The sequence below is a fragment of the Bacteroides sp. AF20-13LB genome (genome assembly GCF_003603065.1).
Taxonomy (GTDB): domain Bacteria; phylum Bacteroidota; class Bacteroidia; order Bacteroidales; family Bacteroidaceae; genus Bacteroides; species Bacteroides uniformis.
Genome location: NZ_QTMH01000021.1, coordinates 1 through 15,747 on the forward strand (window position 1 = coordinate 1; position 15,747 = coordinate 15,747).

At 47.9% G+C, this 15,747-nt stretch carries 11 protein-coding genes; 9 read left to right on the forward strand and 2 right to left on the reverse strand.

Annotation, left to right across the window (positions count from 1 at the left end; all coding sequences use genetic code 11):
• The first annotated feature begins 636 nt into the window (after positions 1–636).
• From miaA to DWX62_RS20010, 9 genes are all read left to right on the forward strand, one after another.
• The gene (miaA, locus tag DWX62_RS19970) at positions 637–1,554 is read left to right on the forward strand and encodes a tRNA (adenosine(37)-N6)-dimethylallyltransferase MiaA (protein WP_005828843.1); all 918 of its coding nucleotides are present in this window, start codon (positions 637–639) and stop codon (positions 1,552–1,554) included.
• 66 nt (positions 1,555–1,620) lie between these two features.
• The gene (locus tag DWX62_RS19975; RefSeq protein WP_005828845.1) at positions 1,621–2,547 is read left to right on the forward strand and encodes a YegS/Rv2252/BmrU family lipid kinase; all 927 of its coding nucleotides are present in this window, start codon (positions 1,621–1,623) and stop codon (positions 2,545–2,547) included.
• A gap of 23 nt (positions 2,548–2,570) precedes the next feature.
• On the forward strand, positions 2,571–3,371 hold the full coding sequence (gene kdsA, locus DWX62_RS19980; protein WP_005828848.1) for a 3-deoxy-8-phosphooctulonate synthase: 801 nt from the start codon (positions 2,571–2,573) through the stop codon (positions 3,369–3,371).
• A gap of 103 nt (positions 3,372–3,474) precedes the next feature.
• The gene (locus DWX62_RS19985; RefSeq protein ID WP_005828850.1) at positions 3,475–6,303 is read left to right on the forward strand and encodes a M16 family metallopeptidase; all 2,829 of its coding nucleotides are present in this window, start codon (positions 3,475–3,477) and stop codon (positions 6,301–6,303) included.
• Between the two features lie 83 nt (positions 6,304–6,386).
• Complete coding sequence (locus tag DWX62_RS19990; RefSeq protein WP_005828852.1) at positions 6,387–7,874, forward strand: DUF5687 family protein; 1,488 nt, start codon at positions 6,387–6,389, stop codon at positions 7,872–7,874.
• Between the two features lie 25 nt (positions 7,875–7,899).
• Positions 7,900–8,703, forward strand: a complete 804-nt coding sequence (locus DWX62_RS19995; protein ID WP_005828854.1) for an ABC transporter ATP-binding protein — start codon at positions 7,900–7,902, stop codon at positions 8,701–8,703.
• Complete coding sequence (locus DWX62_RS20000) at positions 8,700–9,212, forward strand: C40 family peptidase (protein ID WP_005828855.1); 513 nt, start codon at positions 8,700–8,702, stop codon at positions 9,210–9,212. Before DWX62_RS19995 ends, DWX62_RS20000 begins: the two co-directional genes overlap by 4 nt.
• Positions 9,213–9,289: 77 nt before the next feature.
• Positions 9,290–10,174 (forward strand): TraB/GumN family protein, encoded by an 885-nt coding sequence (locus DWX62_RS20005; protein ID WP_005828856.1) that lies wholly within the window; start codon positions 9,290–9,292, stop codon positions 10,172–10,174.
• A 438-nt stretch (positions 10,175–10,612) separates the two neighbouring features.
• Positions 10,613–12,139 (forward strand): ATP-binding protein, encoded by a 1,527-nt coding sequence (locus tag DWX62_RS20010; RefSeq protein ID WP_005828859.1) that lies wholly within the window; start codon positions 10,613–10,615, stop codon positions 12,137–12,139.
• Positions 12,140–12,217: 78 nt separating this feature from the next.
• Here the strand turns inward: DWX62_RS20010 and DWX62_RS20015 are convergent, their stop codons facing one another.
• Positions 12,218–14,461 carry a GH92 family glycosyl hydrolase gene (locus DWX62_RS20015; protein ID WP_005828861.1) on the reverse strand — a complete coding sequence of 748 codons (2,244 nt, stop codon included), beginning with the start codon at positions 14,459–14,461 and terminating at the stop codon, positions 12,218–12,220.
• A 295-nt stretch (positions 14,462–14,756) separates the two neighbouring features.
• Positions 14,757–15,728 carry a glycoside hydrolase family 130 protein gene (locus DWX62_RS20020; protein ID WP_005828866.1) on the reverse strand — a complete coding sequence of 324 codons (972 nt, stop codon included), beginning with the start codon at positions 15,726–15,728 and terminating at the stop codon, positions 14,757–14,759.
• Positions 15,729–15,747: the final 19 nt, after the last annotated feature.

Genomic DNA, 15,747 nt, shown 5'->3' on the forward strand with positions numbered 1-15,747 from the left:
TTTAGCACAAGGGGGCAGAATCGCTTGGTTTTAGGGGGCAGCTTACACTGGATTTTCCACCATCCTGCAAATTCATGAATAAAAGGATACACAATCTCTGTGGCAAACGGGTCATCGTTTGCCAGATAGCTGAATAGCTTTATCAAGCAGGGCTATTCGTTGAGCGTAGCTATATACAGAGCTTCATAAGAGGTGAATATGTTTGTTCATTCAATATATAGTGTAAAAATATAGAAAAAAAGTGCCAAAGTTCAGTTTAGGGCATAAAAAAAGGAGTACCGCTGTACTCCAACCTTTGTTAACCTTAAATCTAATACTATGAAAAACACATTGCAAATGTACGGACTTTTGGGACATTGACAAACTTTCCAAGAAAAAAAGCATGTTTCATAACACATTTTAATAAGATTAATGCTCGTTTTCACGTCCTTTTTCACTTTTTCTGCTTCAAAGTAGAAAAGAAGGTATAGCATCACGTAAAAAAATGAGCAAGTTCTTTCCATTATACTCCCAGTTTGCATTATCTTTGCACTAACACGAAGATAAGCTGCACCTCAGCATAAAAAATGAACGAGTTCATTTTATTCTGCATTCGGTTTGCACTATCTTTGTAGTGAGATTAACAAGAACTTATATATGCCAGACTATGATTTAATCGCCATATTAGGGCCTACCGCTTCAGGAAAGACTCCATTTGCAGCCGCCTTGGCCGCCGAACTCCATACGGAAATCATCAGTGCCGATTCACGGCAAATCTACCGGGGGATGGACCTAGGCACCGGCAAAGACCTTGCTGACTATACCGTCGACGGGAAACAGATTCCCCATCACCTCATCGACATAGCCGCCCCGGGCTATAAGTACAATGTTTTCGAGTATCAGCGTGATTTCTTGAATGCTTACGAGACTATTAAACAAAAAGGTTGCCTGCCCGTTGTATGTGGAGGAACCGGAATGTATCTCGAATCAGTACTGAAAGGCTACCGTCTGCTGCCCGTACCCGAGAATCCCGAGTTGCGCACCCGTCTGGCAGACAAATCGCTGGAAGAACTGACCGACATACTGAAAGGTTACAAAAGCCTGCACAATACCACGGACGTGGACACAGCCAAACGTGCCATACGAGCCATCGAAATCGAAGAGTATTATGCCCATACCCCAGTAGACGAACGTTCCTTCCCCCAGATGAACAGTCTCATCATAGGTGTGGACATCGACCGGGAATTGCGTCGGGAGAAAATCACCCGCCGCCTGCACCAGCGCCTGGAAGAAGGAATGATAGACGAAGTGCGCCTTCTGATAGAGCAAGGCATCCAACCGGATGACCTCATCTATTACGGACTGGAATACAAGTATCTGACACTTTATCTCATCGGCAAGTTGACCTATGAAGAGATGTTCACGCAACTGGAAACAGCCATCCACCAGTTTGCCAAACGCCAGATGACCTGGTTCCGCGGTATGGAACGGCGTGGATTTACCATCCATTGGATGAATGCCCGGTGGCCGATGGAAGAAAAGATAGCTTTTGTAAAGAAGAAGTTGGAAGGATGATGAAACGATAAAGTGACCGGGTGATTTAAATCGTAAATAGTAAATAGTCAAATTGTAAATAGAATCATGAGTGCAGAACCCGAAAAGTTGGGAGTAATATACAACCCCAAAGCCGGAACACGGAAAGTGCAGAAACGGTGGAAAGAAATCAAAGAATACATGGACAGCAAAGGTGTGCCTTACGACTATGTGCAGTCCGAAGGGTTCGGTTCGGTAGAGCGTCTGGCAGGTATCCTTGCCAACAACGGCTACCGCACCATTGTTGTAGTAGGCGGTGACGGCGCACTGAATGACGTCATTAACGGCATCATGCTTTCCAATGCACCGGACAAGGAGAATATAGCCATCGGCATCATCCCCAATGGTATAGGAAATGACTTTGCCGACTATTGGGAAATGAGTTCGGACTACAAGAAAGCGGTGGATTGCATCATCAACAACCGCCGCCGGAAAATAGACGTGGGTACCTGCTATTATTACGACGGTGAAAAGCATCTGACACGCTACTTTCTCAATGCCATCAACATAGGCCTGGGAGCCCGTATCGTGAAAATCACCGACCAGTGCAAGCGTTTCTGGGGAGTGAAGTTCCTCTCTTACTTCATGGCACTGCTATCCATTATCTTCGAACGGAAGCTGTACCGCATGCATCTCAAGATAAACGGCGAGCATATACGCGGACGCATCATGACTGTCTGCATAGGCAGTGCGTGGGGATACGGACAAGCGCCTAGTGCAGTGCCCTATAATGGCTGGCTGGATGTTTCCGTCATTTACCGTCCCGAATTGCTGCAACTATGGTCGGGATTGTGGATGCTTATCCAAGGGCGGATTCTGAACCATAAGGTAGTGATGCCCTACCGTACGCAAAAAGTAAAAGTGCTGCGTGCGCAAAATGCCTCTGTCGATTTGGACGGACGTATTCTCGACCGTCATTTTCCACTGGACATCAGCGTACTGCATGAAGCAATAACATTGATTATACCCAATTGAAAATACTTAATCAGTAACAACCTATGATTGAATTAAAGAATAATCCCGCCGGAAACTTCTTCCTACTGGCAGGTCCATGTGTCATCGAAGGAGAAGAAATGGCAATGCGCATTGCCGAACGTATCGTGACTATCACCGAAAAACTGCAAATCCCCTATGTATTCAAAGGGTCGTACCGCAAAGCCAACCGCTCCCGCCTGGATTCCTTTATGGGCATCGGCGACGAAAAGGCGCTGAAGATACTGCAAAAAGTGCACACCACCTTCGGAGTACCTACCGTGACCGACATTCATGCAGCCGAAGAAGCCACCATGGCTGCCGAATATGTGGATATTCTGCAAATTCCCGCCTTCCTCTGCCGGCAGACAGACCTGCTTGTAGCCGCCGCCAAAACCGGAAAAACCATCAACATCAAGAAAGGGCAGTTCCTCTCTCCGCTTGCCATGCGCTTTGCGGCTGATAAAGTAGTGGAAGCAGGCAATAGGAACGTCATGCTGACGGAACGCGGAACTACTTTCGGTTATCAGGATTTAGTCATCGACTATCGCGGCATCCCCGAAATGCAGACCTTCGGTTTCCCCGTCATCCTGGATGTAACCCACTCCTTGCAACAGCCCAACCAGACCAGTGGCGTCACGGGAGGTATGCCGCAACTTATCGAGACCGTAGCCAAAGCCGGTGTTGCCGTAGGTGTAGACGGACTGTTCATCGAAACCCACGAAAATCCCGCCGTAGCCAAGAGTGACGGCGCCAACATGCTGAAACTCGACCTGCTGGAAGACCTGCTGACCAAATTGGTCCGCATCCGGGAAGCAGTCAGATAAATTCCATTTATCCGGAATGGAATCCGAAAAAAACAACAGAAGTTGTGATTTATCCAAGGGCTGTCCGACAGATAGTTCAAGAACAATTTAAATTCATAATAATATGAAACATCTATTACGTGGTTTATGGATTGTAGCGTTAATTCTTTGCTGCAATTTTCAGCAGGTATTTGCACAGCAAATGCCGCCTATCCCGGTCGACAAAAATGTCCGTATCGGAAAGTTGGACAACGGATTGACCTATTATATCCGCAAGAACAGCCAGCCTGCAAACCGGGCCGACTTTTACATTGCCCAAAAGGTAGGCTCCATTCAGGAAGAAGCCGACCAGCGCGGCCTTGCCCACTTCCTGGAACACATGTGTTTCAATGGAACGACCCACTTCCCCGGTGATGCACTGAAGCAATACCTGGAGCGTATCGGGGTGAAATTCGGTGAGAACTTGAACGCCTATACTTCCGTAGACGAAACCGTATACAACATTTCCAATGTGCCGGTCACTACTCCGGGAGCCATCGACTCCTGCCTGCTGATTCTGCACGACTGGAGTAACGATTTGACCCTGGACCCGAAGGAAATAGACAAAGAACGCGGAGTCATCAACGAAGAATGGCGCACCCGTATGAGCGCCATACAACGCTTCCAGGAGAAGATGCTTCCAGTCATGTTCGAAGGAACGAAGTATGCCACTTGTTTCCCTATCGGAACGATGGAGGTCGTTATGAACTTCAAACCGCAAACTTTGAGAGACTACTATGAAAAGTGGTACCGTCCGGACCTTCAGGGTATTGTGGTAGTTGGCGATATAGATGTGGACGCCATCGAAGCCCAAATCAAGAAAATGTTTTCTGATATTCCCGCCCAGCCCAATGCTGCCAAACGCGAGTACTATCCGGTAAACGACAACAAGGAGCCTATTGTATTGGTTTATCAGGACAAGGAACAGTCCAATGTACAAGCCCTCATCTTCAACAAGCACGAAGCCACTCCTGACGAGCAGAAAGGCGACATGGGCTATCTGGTACAGAATTATGCAACCACGCTCATCAACAATATGCTGAATGCGCGTCTGAACGAATTGGTACAGACCGCCAATCCTCCTTATATATATGCCGCCACTTATGACGATGATTTCTTTGTTGCCAAAACCAAAGATGCCTTCACCGGTGTCGTTGTCTGCAAGGAAGATGCCATAGAAAATGGAATAGCCACTCTCCTGCGCGAAACAGAACGCGCCCGCCAATTCGGCTTTACGGAAACGGAATACAACCGTGCCCGTGCCGAATATCTGCGCCAACTGGAATCTGCTTATAACGAGCGTGACAAACGCAAGAATGAAGAGTACGTGGATGAATATGTCCGTCATTTCCTCGATAACGAACCGATTCCGGGCATCGAAAACGAATACGCCATCATCAATCAGATAGCTCCCGCCATTCCGGTTGCCGCACTGAACCAGATGATGCAAGCCCTCGTGACAGACAGTAACCAGGTAGTCGCAATTCTCGGTCCGGATAAGGAAGGATTGAAAATGCCGACAGAAGATGCAATCAAGAAGATTCTGAAAGATATTAAAGCTGAAAAACTGACTGCCTACGTAGACAAGGTGTCGGATGAACCTTTGATGGCCGAAGCCCTGAAAGGCGGAAAGATTGTATCCGAGCAGACAGATGATACATTCGGCACTACAACGCTGACACTCTCCAACGGAGTCAAGGTCATTATCAAGAAGACAGATTTCAAGGCAGACGAAATCCGCATGAAGGGAGTCAGCCTAGGCGGTAGTTCCCTGTTCCCCGACTCGGAAATCATCAACATCAACGGACTGGATGCAGTGAGTGTCGGTGGTCTGGGTAATTTCAGTGCCGTAGACCTGGAAAAAGTTCTGGCCGGCAAGAAAGCTTCCGTCAGCTATGGTATCGGTGACAAGACAGAAACCGTCAATGGCAGCTGTTCACCGAAAGACTTCGAAACAATGATGCAGCTCACTTACTTGACGTTCACCGCTCCACGCCGTGACGACGATGCCTTCGCATCCTACAAGAACCGCAACAAAGCTGCTTTGCAGAATATGGAAATGAATCCCCAGGTAGCGTTCAGTGACTCTGTCTCGGCCGGTATTTACATGCACCATCCCAGAAGAGCCAGAATAAAGGCGGACATGATTGACAAGATGGATTATGACAAGATTCTGTCCATGTATCAAGACCGCTACAAAGATGCCAGCGATTTTACCTTTATCTTTGTAGGAAATGTGAATGTGGAGGAAATGAAACCACTCATCGCCGAGTACCTGGGTTCACTGCCTGCCATCAACCGCAAGGAAACATTCAAGGACAATAAAGTGGACATGCGCCAGGGAGTTTATAAGAACGAATTCGTACGGAAGCAGGAAACTGCCAAAGCGTCGAACTTTGTCCTGCTGAACGGTGACTGCAAGTACGACCTGAAAAATGACATCCTGCTGAGTATGACCAGCCAGATTCTCGACTTGGTTTATACAGCCAAGGTACGTGAAGACGAAGGGGGCACTTACGGTGTATATGTAGGCGGCCAATTAAGCAAATATCCGAAAGAAAAGGCTCTCTTGCAGATTGTATTCGAAACCGCTCCGGCAAAAAGAGAAAAGCTGATGCAGATTATCTTTGCAGAACTCGACAACATCGCCAAAGCAGGTCCGTCGGAAGGAGACTTGAATAAAGTGAAGGAGTTCATGCTGAAGAAACATGCCGAAGACTTGAAGGAGAACAGCTACTGGCTGGGAAGCATTGACGAATACCTGTTCACCGGTATGAATCCGATAAAGGATTACGAACAGATTGTCAACAGCATCACCGTGAAGGACATCCAGAAGTTCACCGACGACTTGTTCAAGCAGAAGAACGAGATTGAGGTATCAATGATCAGTCCTGAAACTCCTGACAAAGAATAAGAGAGCCATACACACAGAAGGCTGCGTTGTTCGATGAAAGGCAGCGCAGCTTTTTTTATACAAACTCTATATATACAAATACTATGAGTCTTTTCTTAGATTTGCGCAAGCACGGAAAACTGGCAGAAAAACGAAATCCGATGTACGAAAAAAGTAAATTCGGAAAATTCTGGATGTACTTCATGTTTGTCTTCTGGGCCGGTTACCTGATATTCTTCGGTACGACCTTTGCATTCGCCTTTGACGGCGGTGCCACAGAAGCCTATCACGTAATGAATTCCGGATTGATATTTGTCCTTGTGCTGGATTTCCTGATACGCCTGCCTTTCCAAAAAACACCCACCCAGGAAGTGAAGCCCTACCTGCTGCTTCCCATCAAGCGGAACCGTCTTATCGACTTCCTGCTGATCCGTTCCGGACTGGATGGCTTCAATCTGTTCTGGCTGTTTCTGTTTGTTCCGTTTTCCATCATCACCGTCACCAAATTCTATGGAATCAGTGGTGTGCTGACCTATTGCATTGGCATCTGGCTGCTGATGGTATTCAATAACTACTGGTTCTTGTTGTGCCGCACACTGATGGGTGAGCGCATCTGGTGGCTGGCACTACCGGTAGTAGTATATGGTGGCATTGCCGCCGCACTATTCATTCCGGACAACAGTCCGCTTTTCGACTGTTTTGTCAATCTGGGAGAAGGGTTCATCACCGGCAATATACTGTCATTCATCGGTGTACTGGCTGCCATCGCCCTCATGTGGTTCATCAACCGCACCCTGATGCAGAAACTCATCTACAATGAACTGAACAAAGTGGAAGATACACGGATAAAACATGTATCCGAATACAAATTCCTCGACCGCTACGGCGAAATAGGCGAATACATGAGACTGGAACTCAAGTTATTGCTACGCAACAAGATTTGTAAGCGTTCGCTCTATTCCATCACCGGTGTAGTGATAATGTTCAGTAGTATCATTAGCTTTTCCGATGTGTATGACGGAGGTCTGAGAGATTTCTTCGTCCTTTATAATTACATTATCTTCGGCATCATGTTCCTCAGCACACTGATGGGTTACGAAGGCAATTACATTGACGGACTGATGAGCCGCAAGGAATCTATCTACTCGCTGCTGCGTGCCAAATACATACTGTACAGCATTGCATTGCTCATTCCTACGATTCTGATGATTCCCGGTATGGTTACCGGGAAGGTATCCGTACTCGGTTGCATCGCATGGCTGATATTCATTCCGGGAGCCGTATACTGCTGTCTGTTCCAACTGGCAGTCTACAACAACAAGACTACCGACCTGAATTCAAAGATGACCAGCCGGCAGAATATAGGCACCGGTCTGCAGAATCTGATTTCAGGAGGTGCTTTCGGCATACCTTTACTGCTGCTTTTTGCACTGAATGCCATCTTTGGCAAAGAGGTCACCCCCTGGATACTTATCGGCATCGGCGTGACATTCATCGCCACTTCCAAATTCTGGCTGATGAATGTATATCACCGGCTCATGAAACGCCGCTACAAGAATATGGAAGGCTTCAGGGACAGTAGACAGAAATAGAAATCATTAAACATCAATCACTAACATGATACGCATCAATAATTTACAGAAGAATTTCGGCACAAAAAAAGCCGTAGATATAGAGAACTACACCATCGGGCAAGGCGATATGCTGGGACTGGTAGGCAACAACGGTGCAGGCAAGACCACCCTCTTCCGCCTTATTCTTGACTTGCTACAGGCAGACCGGGGCAATGTAACCATCAATGACATTGACGTCAGCAAAAGTGAGGACTGGAAGAACTTCACGGGAGCCTTTATAGACGACGGTTTCCTGATAGACTACCTCACTCCCGAAGAATACTTCTATTTCATCGGCAAGATGTACGGTCTGAAGAAAGAGGAGGTAGACGAACGCCTGCTTCCCTTCGAACGCTTCATGAACGGCGAAGTGATGGGGCAGAAAAAATTCATCCGCAACTATTCTGCCGGAAACAAGCAGAAAATCGGCATCATCTCCGCTATGCTACATCACCCGCAACTGTTGATTCTGGATGAACCGTTCAACTTCCTTGACCCCAGTTCACAGTCTGTAATCAAACACTTGCTGAAAAGATACAATGAAGAGCACGGAGCCACCGTCATCATTTCCAGCCATAACCTGAATCACACAGTGGACGTTTGTCCACGTATTGCATTGTTAGAAAACGGTGTTATTATCCGCGATATACGAAATGAGAACAACTCTGCCGAGCAGGAATTGGAAGCTTACTTCAACGTCGGTGTGGAGGAAGAAGCCGTGGTAGAAGAAACAGTAGTAGAAGCAGCCGTAGAAGAAATAACGGAAAAAGAAGATAAAACGGTAGAAGAAAAAAATTCGGAAGCATGAAAAAATATCTTTCTTATATAGTAGCTCTTACCATCATATTGATAGGCTTAAGTTCCTGCCATACTTCCGCGCCACGCCTGGACTACAAAGCCCTGGCGCAAGCATCCGTCCGTTTGGGGGTGGATATTGAACTGCAGGACAACCACAAGCTGTACATCCATGCCTCCGAATGGATAGGCACCCCCTATCGCGCAGGTGGCGACAGCAAACGTGGAACGGACTGCTCCGGACTGGTATCGCAACTGTATAAGAAAGTTTACCACACCCGTCTGTCGAGAAGCACAGACGGGCAACTGAAAGAGAGCAGTAAAATCTCCCGCCGCAACTTGCGTGAGGGAGATTTGGTGTTCTTCACCAGCCGTGCTTCCCGCAAAAAAGTGGCACACGTAGGCATCTACCTCAAGGACGGCAAGTTTATACATGCCAGCACCAGCCAGGGAGTCATAGTCAGCAACCTCCGGGAAAAATATTACACCCAACACTGGCTCTGCGGAGGAAGAATAAAATAATACTAATTTTTCCCTTCTTGTGATTTTCTTTACTCTGTCCCGACTGATAGTCCAGAAACTATTAAAAGAAGAAAACAATGAAGAAACTTTTAGGCATCCTCTTATTCATCAGCATTGCGCTGAGCGCCAATGCACAACTTTTATGGAAAGTATCCGGTAAAGGATTAGAGAAACCATCCTATATTTTCGGTACTTATCACCTCTCTCCACTCAGTATAAAGGACAGCATTGCCGCCATGCCGCAGGCCATGAGCGAAACCGCCCAAGTCTACGGGGAAGTTGTGATGAGCGAAATGGCGACTCCCGCCTTCATGCAAAGCATGCAACAGCAGATGATGATGCCCAAAGACACCACGCTGCAAAGCCTCTTTACTCCCGAACAATACGAAGAAGTAGGCAAAGCCATCAAGGAAAACATGATGGTGGACATTGCCATGCTGGCACAACTGAAACCGGCTGCCATCAACCAGCAGCTTGTCGTCCTGCTCTACATGAAACACACTCCGGGCTTCAACCCGCAAGAACAGCTCGACACTTACTTCCAGCAGCAGGCCGGACAGCAAGGCAAGAAAGTTGGCGGTCTGGAAACAGCCCAGTCACAAATAGACATTCTGTTCAACAGCCAGACGCTGCAACGCCAGGCAAACCTCCTCTACTGCGCTATCAGTGACATCGAGAAAGGTATCGAGCAAAGCAAGCGCCTGATTGCCGCTTATGAAAAGCAGGACCTGGATGCCATGCTGCAACTGATGGAAGAGCGCGACGGCAATTCATGCGACCCGCTGCCCGGAGAGATGGAAGCCATGCTGGACAACCGCAACAAGGCATGGGTTGAAAAGATGCCTGCTATCATGACAGAAGCCCCTACCCTTTTCGTAGTCGGCGCCGGACACCTGCCCGGAGACAATGGAGTGTTGAACCTTCTGAAGCAACAAGGATACACTATAGAAGCCATGAAATAAATCCTCTAACAATTCTCTCTAACAATTTTTAATGGCAAGCTATACAAAGCGTGACGGTCAAATACCATCACGCTTTGTTTGCATATACACTTTATTCTCCTCATCATACCGTACATCCAAAAAAATATACTACTTTTGCACCAAAGTCTTGGCAGTTATAGTGATAACGGCCATTTTTGACTTGATTCGATAAGAACGCAAGAAGCGAAAGTTATTATCCCTGCCTATTCGGAATCTGGAAAATTCAATAAACGTCATGGGATGATAGCAACAGTTTCTTCACGTCTATGTTATTATATACTTAGGCGTGGGGACTGTTGTCTATTTATGACGTGGGCATTTTCCAGAGCCTCGAATGCAGATAGGCAATAACAGTCCTCGCGCTTTTTATATAATAACCTTCGTCAATGGGGACAGACGAAATGAAAGACACCGCGTATGCATCTTACATTATTTGGAGAAGTACAGTTATTTCTGTTAATTGCCGTTACATCTGCAAGCTTTCTATACTGGATAAATCATAAATACAAAAGTCTGAACAGACAGATTATCCGGGCAATAGACATTCCAGTATATCTGCTGAACAGACAAGGTATTGTCGTAAAACTACTTAATACACCTACCGAAAAGGCAAACAGACTTCCGTTCCTGAATCCGGGAGTTCTAAATATCAATAATTTAGTGACAGACGCCGATGAATGCCGGAAATACATGACGTCGCTGTTACGCGTACTGAATACCCGCACTTCGGACAGCCTGACCCTAAAGATAAGAATAGAAAGTGGTGAGAAACTATATATCGCAGTGCGCATGGTCTACCTCAACAGAAATTATGTCATAGCCTTCATACGCGACATTACGGAAGATGAAGTCCAACGCCGGGAAAACGAAAAATACCGTTTCTTCCTTGAAAGTATTCTGGAGAACCTCCCCATCGCCACTACAGTAAAAGATAAAAACGATGAAGGACGTTACCTGATATGGAACAAAAAAGCGGCAGAGATGATGGAAGTCCCCGCTGAGGATATTGTGGGACACTATGAAGAGGAGTTCAACCCCCTAATGCAAGATAATTTCATTCAGGAGACAGACAAAGAAGTTGAAGAGTCGGAAATTCCCCAGTCCTACATCAAACACTTTGTCAATCCCAAAGGCAGAGAGTATATTCTGTCGTTTCACAAAACGCTGGTGTCCTACAACAAAGGGAAAGAGAGGTGGATTGTCAGTTCTGCACTGGACATCACCGAACTGCTGGCAGCCAAAGAGAAAGCAGAAGAAGCCAACCGCCTGAAATCGGCTTTTCTCGCCAACATGAGCCACGAGATACGTACTCCGCTAAACGCCATCGTCGGATTCTCCTCCATACTTTCCGATTATATACAAGACGAAGATACAAAGGAATACATACATATCATCGAAGAAAACACCCAACTGCTGCTGCAACTGATTAATGATATTCTCGACCTGTCACGCATCGAAGCTGGCATTCTCGAATTCACAGAAGGAGATATGGATGTAAACAAGACGCTTGATGAAATGCAGACGATGGCAAAACTGAAACTTCCGTCCGAAGTCAGTATACGTCTCCTGCCCGGTGCGGATTACTGTATTATTCACACAGTCCCCAAACGGGTAAGACAAGTACTGAACAACTATCTGTCAAACGCCCTCAAGCATACGGAAGAAGGTTTCATCGACATTGGTTATCACCTGCCGCAAGAAGACAGGATTCGCTTCTTTGTCCGTGATACCGGTTGCGGCATTCCTCCTGAAAAGCAAAAGGATGTATTCGAACGCTTTGTCAAGCTAAACAGCTTTAAACAAGGCACGGGCCTCGGACTCTCCATCTGCACCATGATTGCCGAGAAAATGAACGGAAAAGTGGGCGTCAGCTCTATTCCGGGGAAAGGTTCCGAATTCTGGTTCGAAATACCCTATCAGCCTGCCGGAAGCCAACCTGCATAGAAAAGCCCGCCACTGACATGAACTCTGTCAACGACGGGCAACCTAAACCATCACCGATGCTATCCTGACTCACAATACCTATCGAAGCCTAAATCGCAGTTTTCCACTCTGCACCAGTTCTTCATGAGTGATACGATATCGGGACAGTTTTTTTCCTCCCAGTTCCATTTCACGGATATAAAGCGACTCTGCCGACGGGCGTTCCGTCTCTATCACCAGTTGGTCGCGTCCCCAATACTTAGGGTCGAGCTTTATGGTCACCTTATCAAATACCGGAGTAGACAGCGTATAAGCCGGTTCTCCGGGACAATCCGGATAAAAGCCCATCATATTGAAGATAGCCCAAGCGGACATCGTTCCGGTATCATCATTGCCGGGAATTCCGTCGGGGGCATTCTTGAAATACTTCTGCAAAAGGCGGTGCAGCTCTTTCTGCGTGCGCCACTCCTCACCCTTGAAATAAGAAAAAAGATGGGCGTATGCAATGTCCGGTTCGTTGGCAGGGTCGTACAGTCCTTCGTCGAACACACGCTGAAGCTTGTCTACGAACGGCTTCTTTCCACCCATGAGCCGGGCAAGCCCTTTCACATCGTGGGGAACATAGAAAGTATAGTTCCAGGCACAACCTTCGTGAAATCCGGGGTTCGGCTCAAAGTTCTCTCCCTGCCTCGGGTCGAAAGGAGCATAGAATTCACCGTTAGGCAGGATAGGACGGAAAGTACCGTACTCCTTACAGTAATAATGCTTGTAGCCCAGCGAACGTTCGTGGAACAGACGGGCATCCTCCTTCTTGCCAAGCGCAGCAGCTATGCGCGACAAGGCATTGTCGGCTATATAGTATTCCAGGGCATGTGAAACGGAATTGTCATACTGCTCCCGCAGGGGCACATATCCCAATGACACGTAGTCGTCATTGTCCGGACGGAGCAGGTTCTCCGCTCCCGGCAGGGTGGCTCCCTTGCGCATGGCCTCGTAGGCCAGTTCTATATCAAAGTCGCGCAGACCTTTCAGCCAGGTGTCGACGATGACGGGAATGGAAGGGTCGCCTTCCATGGTCAGCGTCTCACGTCCGTAGAGTTCCCATTTGGGAAGCCAGCCGTGTTCGCGGTACATGTCGAGCATGGAGCGCACCATCTGCAATTGCCGTTCGGGATATACCAGCGTAAGAAGCTGGTGCACATTGCGGTAAGTGTCCCACAAGGAAAAGACGGTATAACGGTCTCCTTTGGTGGTCAGAATTTTGTCACTCTCCATAGCAGGATATTCCCCGTTCACATCTTGCAGGATATTGGGATGTATCAGCGTATGATAGAGTGCCGTATAAAAGACGGTTTTCTGCTCTTCCGTACCTCCTTCCACAAGGATGCGCGAGAGGTCATCGTTCCAGCGGCGACGGGCTTCCTCCAGCACTTGGCTGAAATTCTTTCCCTGCTGCTCGGTATCCAGATTGAGCCTGGCATTCTCTATACTCACAAAAGAGACTCCCATCTGTACTTCCACTTGCTCGCCCTCTTCGGTATGGAATGTAAGGTAAGCGCCGATGTCATCTCCTGCCAGCTCTTTCCCGTAGCCGGTGTAAAGTTTGTAGCGTCCGTTATCGGGATCCCATTCAGCCTCCACACCGGTCATGGGGCGTTGCTTCTTCCAGTAGCCCGAAGCGGCAGGCTGCTTGTTGACACGCATCACAAAGTAGATGGGGAAAACGGCCTGCGGGTTGTAGCAGAAAGTACCCAGCAGCTTCATACCTTCAAACTCGCACTCACCCGTCCGGCGCAGAAAAGCTCCCGATTCATTAGTCAGGCCTTCGCCCAGGTTCAGCAGCACATGGCTTTGTCCTGCAGGAAAAGTGAAACGCGCCACACCCGTGCGGGGAGTTGCCGTCACTTCCGTCTTCACATTGTAGCGAGTCAGGAAGTTGCTGTAATATCCAGGAGATGCCTGCTCGTCCTTATAGCGGCTTCCATACTCCTTGTAATCCACGGACAGCTCTCCCGTAGTGGGCATCAGCAGCAAAGAGCCCAATTCCGGACAGCCCACACCGCTCAAATTGACATGCGAATATCCGGTGAAGAAACAATTGTGATACTCATAGGGAGTGGACCACCAACGGGCATCTTTATCGTATTTGTTGTCCTCCGAGCCCATCACGTTGAAGGGCACTACGGACATCATTCCGTTGGGACAGACGGCTCCCGGATTCGTAGTGCCGAAGTTGGTGGTACCAATAAAAGGATTCACATAGTCCGTCGGCTGTTTCTCCGCAGCCATAGATGCCGTGAGCATTCCAAAGGAGATGATACAGAAAGTAATCAGTCGTTTCATAATATAGTAAGGATTTGTTCTTTATTAGTTAGTGAGCACGCTACCCATGCCGGTGTCATTGCATGCACTCTGCAAAGTTATTGCAAACGGTCTGCAGTGACACTGCAAACTACTTTGCAGTAGCACTGCAACAGTTTTGCAGTGACGCTGCATCAGCTTTGCAGTGGCGCTGCAACGGCTTTGCAGTAGCACTGCAAAAAGCATGCAGTATCTTTGCAGTGATATTACACTAAGTATAAAGCAGTTACGGCAGGCGCTTTTCAGCAATACCGAGCGCCTGCCAACTGCTTGGTACTTACAAAATACTTGTGCGCTTCGTGAACTCCAGAATCTCGCGGATATACCCAAAGGCAAGCCCCACTACCGTATCGGCTGCACCGTAGTATACAGCTACACGTTCTCCATCTTGCAACGCTGCGCAAGGGAACACCACGTTGGGAACATCACCTTGCAACTCATAAGGAGCAGCAGGCGCAAGCAGATACTCACGGGTGCGGTAGAGCAACTTGGCAGGATTGTCCTTATCCAGAATAGCTGCTCCCATGGAGTAACGGAAACCGTTACAAGTGGTTATCACGCCATGATAGAACATCAGCCAACCCTCGTCCGTGAGGAACGGTACCGAACCTGCCCCTATCTTGGTACACTGCCAGGCACTTTCGGGGAAAGGCGTAGGAGCCATCACATGGCGGTGTTCGCCCCAGAATTTCATGTCAGGGCTGAAGCTAATGTAGATGTCGCCAAAAGGAGTATGTCCGCTATCGCTGGGACGGCTCAAGAGCGCATATTTGCCATCGAACTTCTGAGGCAACAACACACCGTTGCGGTTGAAAGGCAAGAAAGCATTCTCGCACTGGAAGAACTCCTTGAAATCGAAAGTATAGCCGATGCCGATGGTGGGGCCGTAGTAGCCGTTGCACCACGTAATCCAGTAGCGGTCCTCAATCCATGTCACGCGCGGATCGTATTTATATTCGGACTCTATCATGTCCGTATTCCCGGCCTTGAACTTGATTGGCTCATGCTCTATTTCCCAGTGGATGCCGTCCTTGCTGAAACCGGCAAAGATATTCATCTGCACCGCCCGGTTGTCACAACGGAACACACCGGCATAACCATCCTTAAACGGAACCACCGCACTGTTGAAAATGCTGTTCGACGACGGAATATGGTAGCGGTCTATTACGGGATTCTCCGAATAACGCCACATTACATCCTTACAGCCTGCCGGCCGTTCTTCCCAAGGCATTGTGATTTTGTTGCTCATAATTGCTCTATATTATTAA

Coding starts and splice junctions, on each gene's coding strand:
- DWX62_RS19985 (WP_005828850.1), top strand. CDS start 3,475: ATGAAACATCTATTACGTGGTTTATGGATTGTAGCGTTAATTCTTTGC.
- DWX62_RS20005 (WP_005828856.1), top strand. CDS start 9,290: ATGAAGAAACTTTTAGGCATCCTCTTATTCATCAGCATTGCGCTGAGC.
- DWX62_RS20020 (WP_005828866.1), bottom strand. CDS start 15,728: ATGAGCAACAAAATCACAATGCCTTGGGAAGAACGGCCGGCAGGCTGT.
- DWX62_RS20010 (WP_005828859.1), top strand. CDS start 10,613: ATGCATCTTACATTATTTGGAGAAGTACAGTTATTTCTGTTAATTGCC.
- kdsA (WP_005828848.1), top strand. CDS start 2,571: ATGATTGAATTAAAGAATAATCCCGCCGGAAACTTCTTCCTACTGGCA.
- DWX62_RS19990 (WP_005828852.1), top strand. CDS start 6,387: ATGAGTCTTTTCTTAGATTTGCGCAAGCACGGAAAACTGGCAGAAAAA.
- DWX62_RS20015 (WP_005828861.1), bottom strand. CDS start 14,461: ATGAAACGACTGATTACTTTCTGTATCATCTCCTTTGGAATGCTCACG.
- DWX62_RS20000 (WP_005828855.1), top strand. CDS start 8,700: ATGAAAAAATATCTTTCTTATATAGTAGCTCTTACCATCATATTGATA.
- DWX62_RS19975 (WP_005828845.1), top strand. CDS start 1,621: ATGAGTGCAGAACCCGAAAAGTTGGGAGTAATATACAACCCCAAAGCC.
- miaA (WP_005828843.1), top strand. CDS start 637: ATGCCAGACTATGATTTAATCGCCATATTAGGGCCTACCGCTTCAGGA.
- DWX62_RS19995 (WP_005828854.1), top strand. CDS start 7,900: ATGATACGCATCAATAATTTACAGAAGAATTTCGGCACAAAAAAAGCC.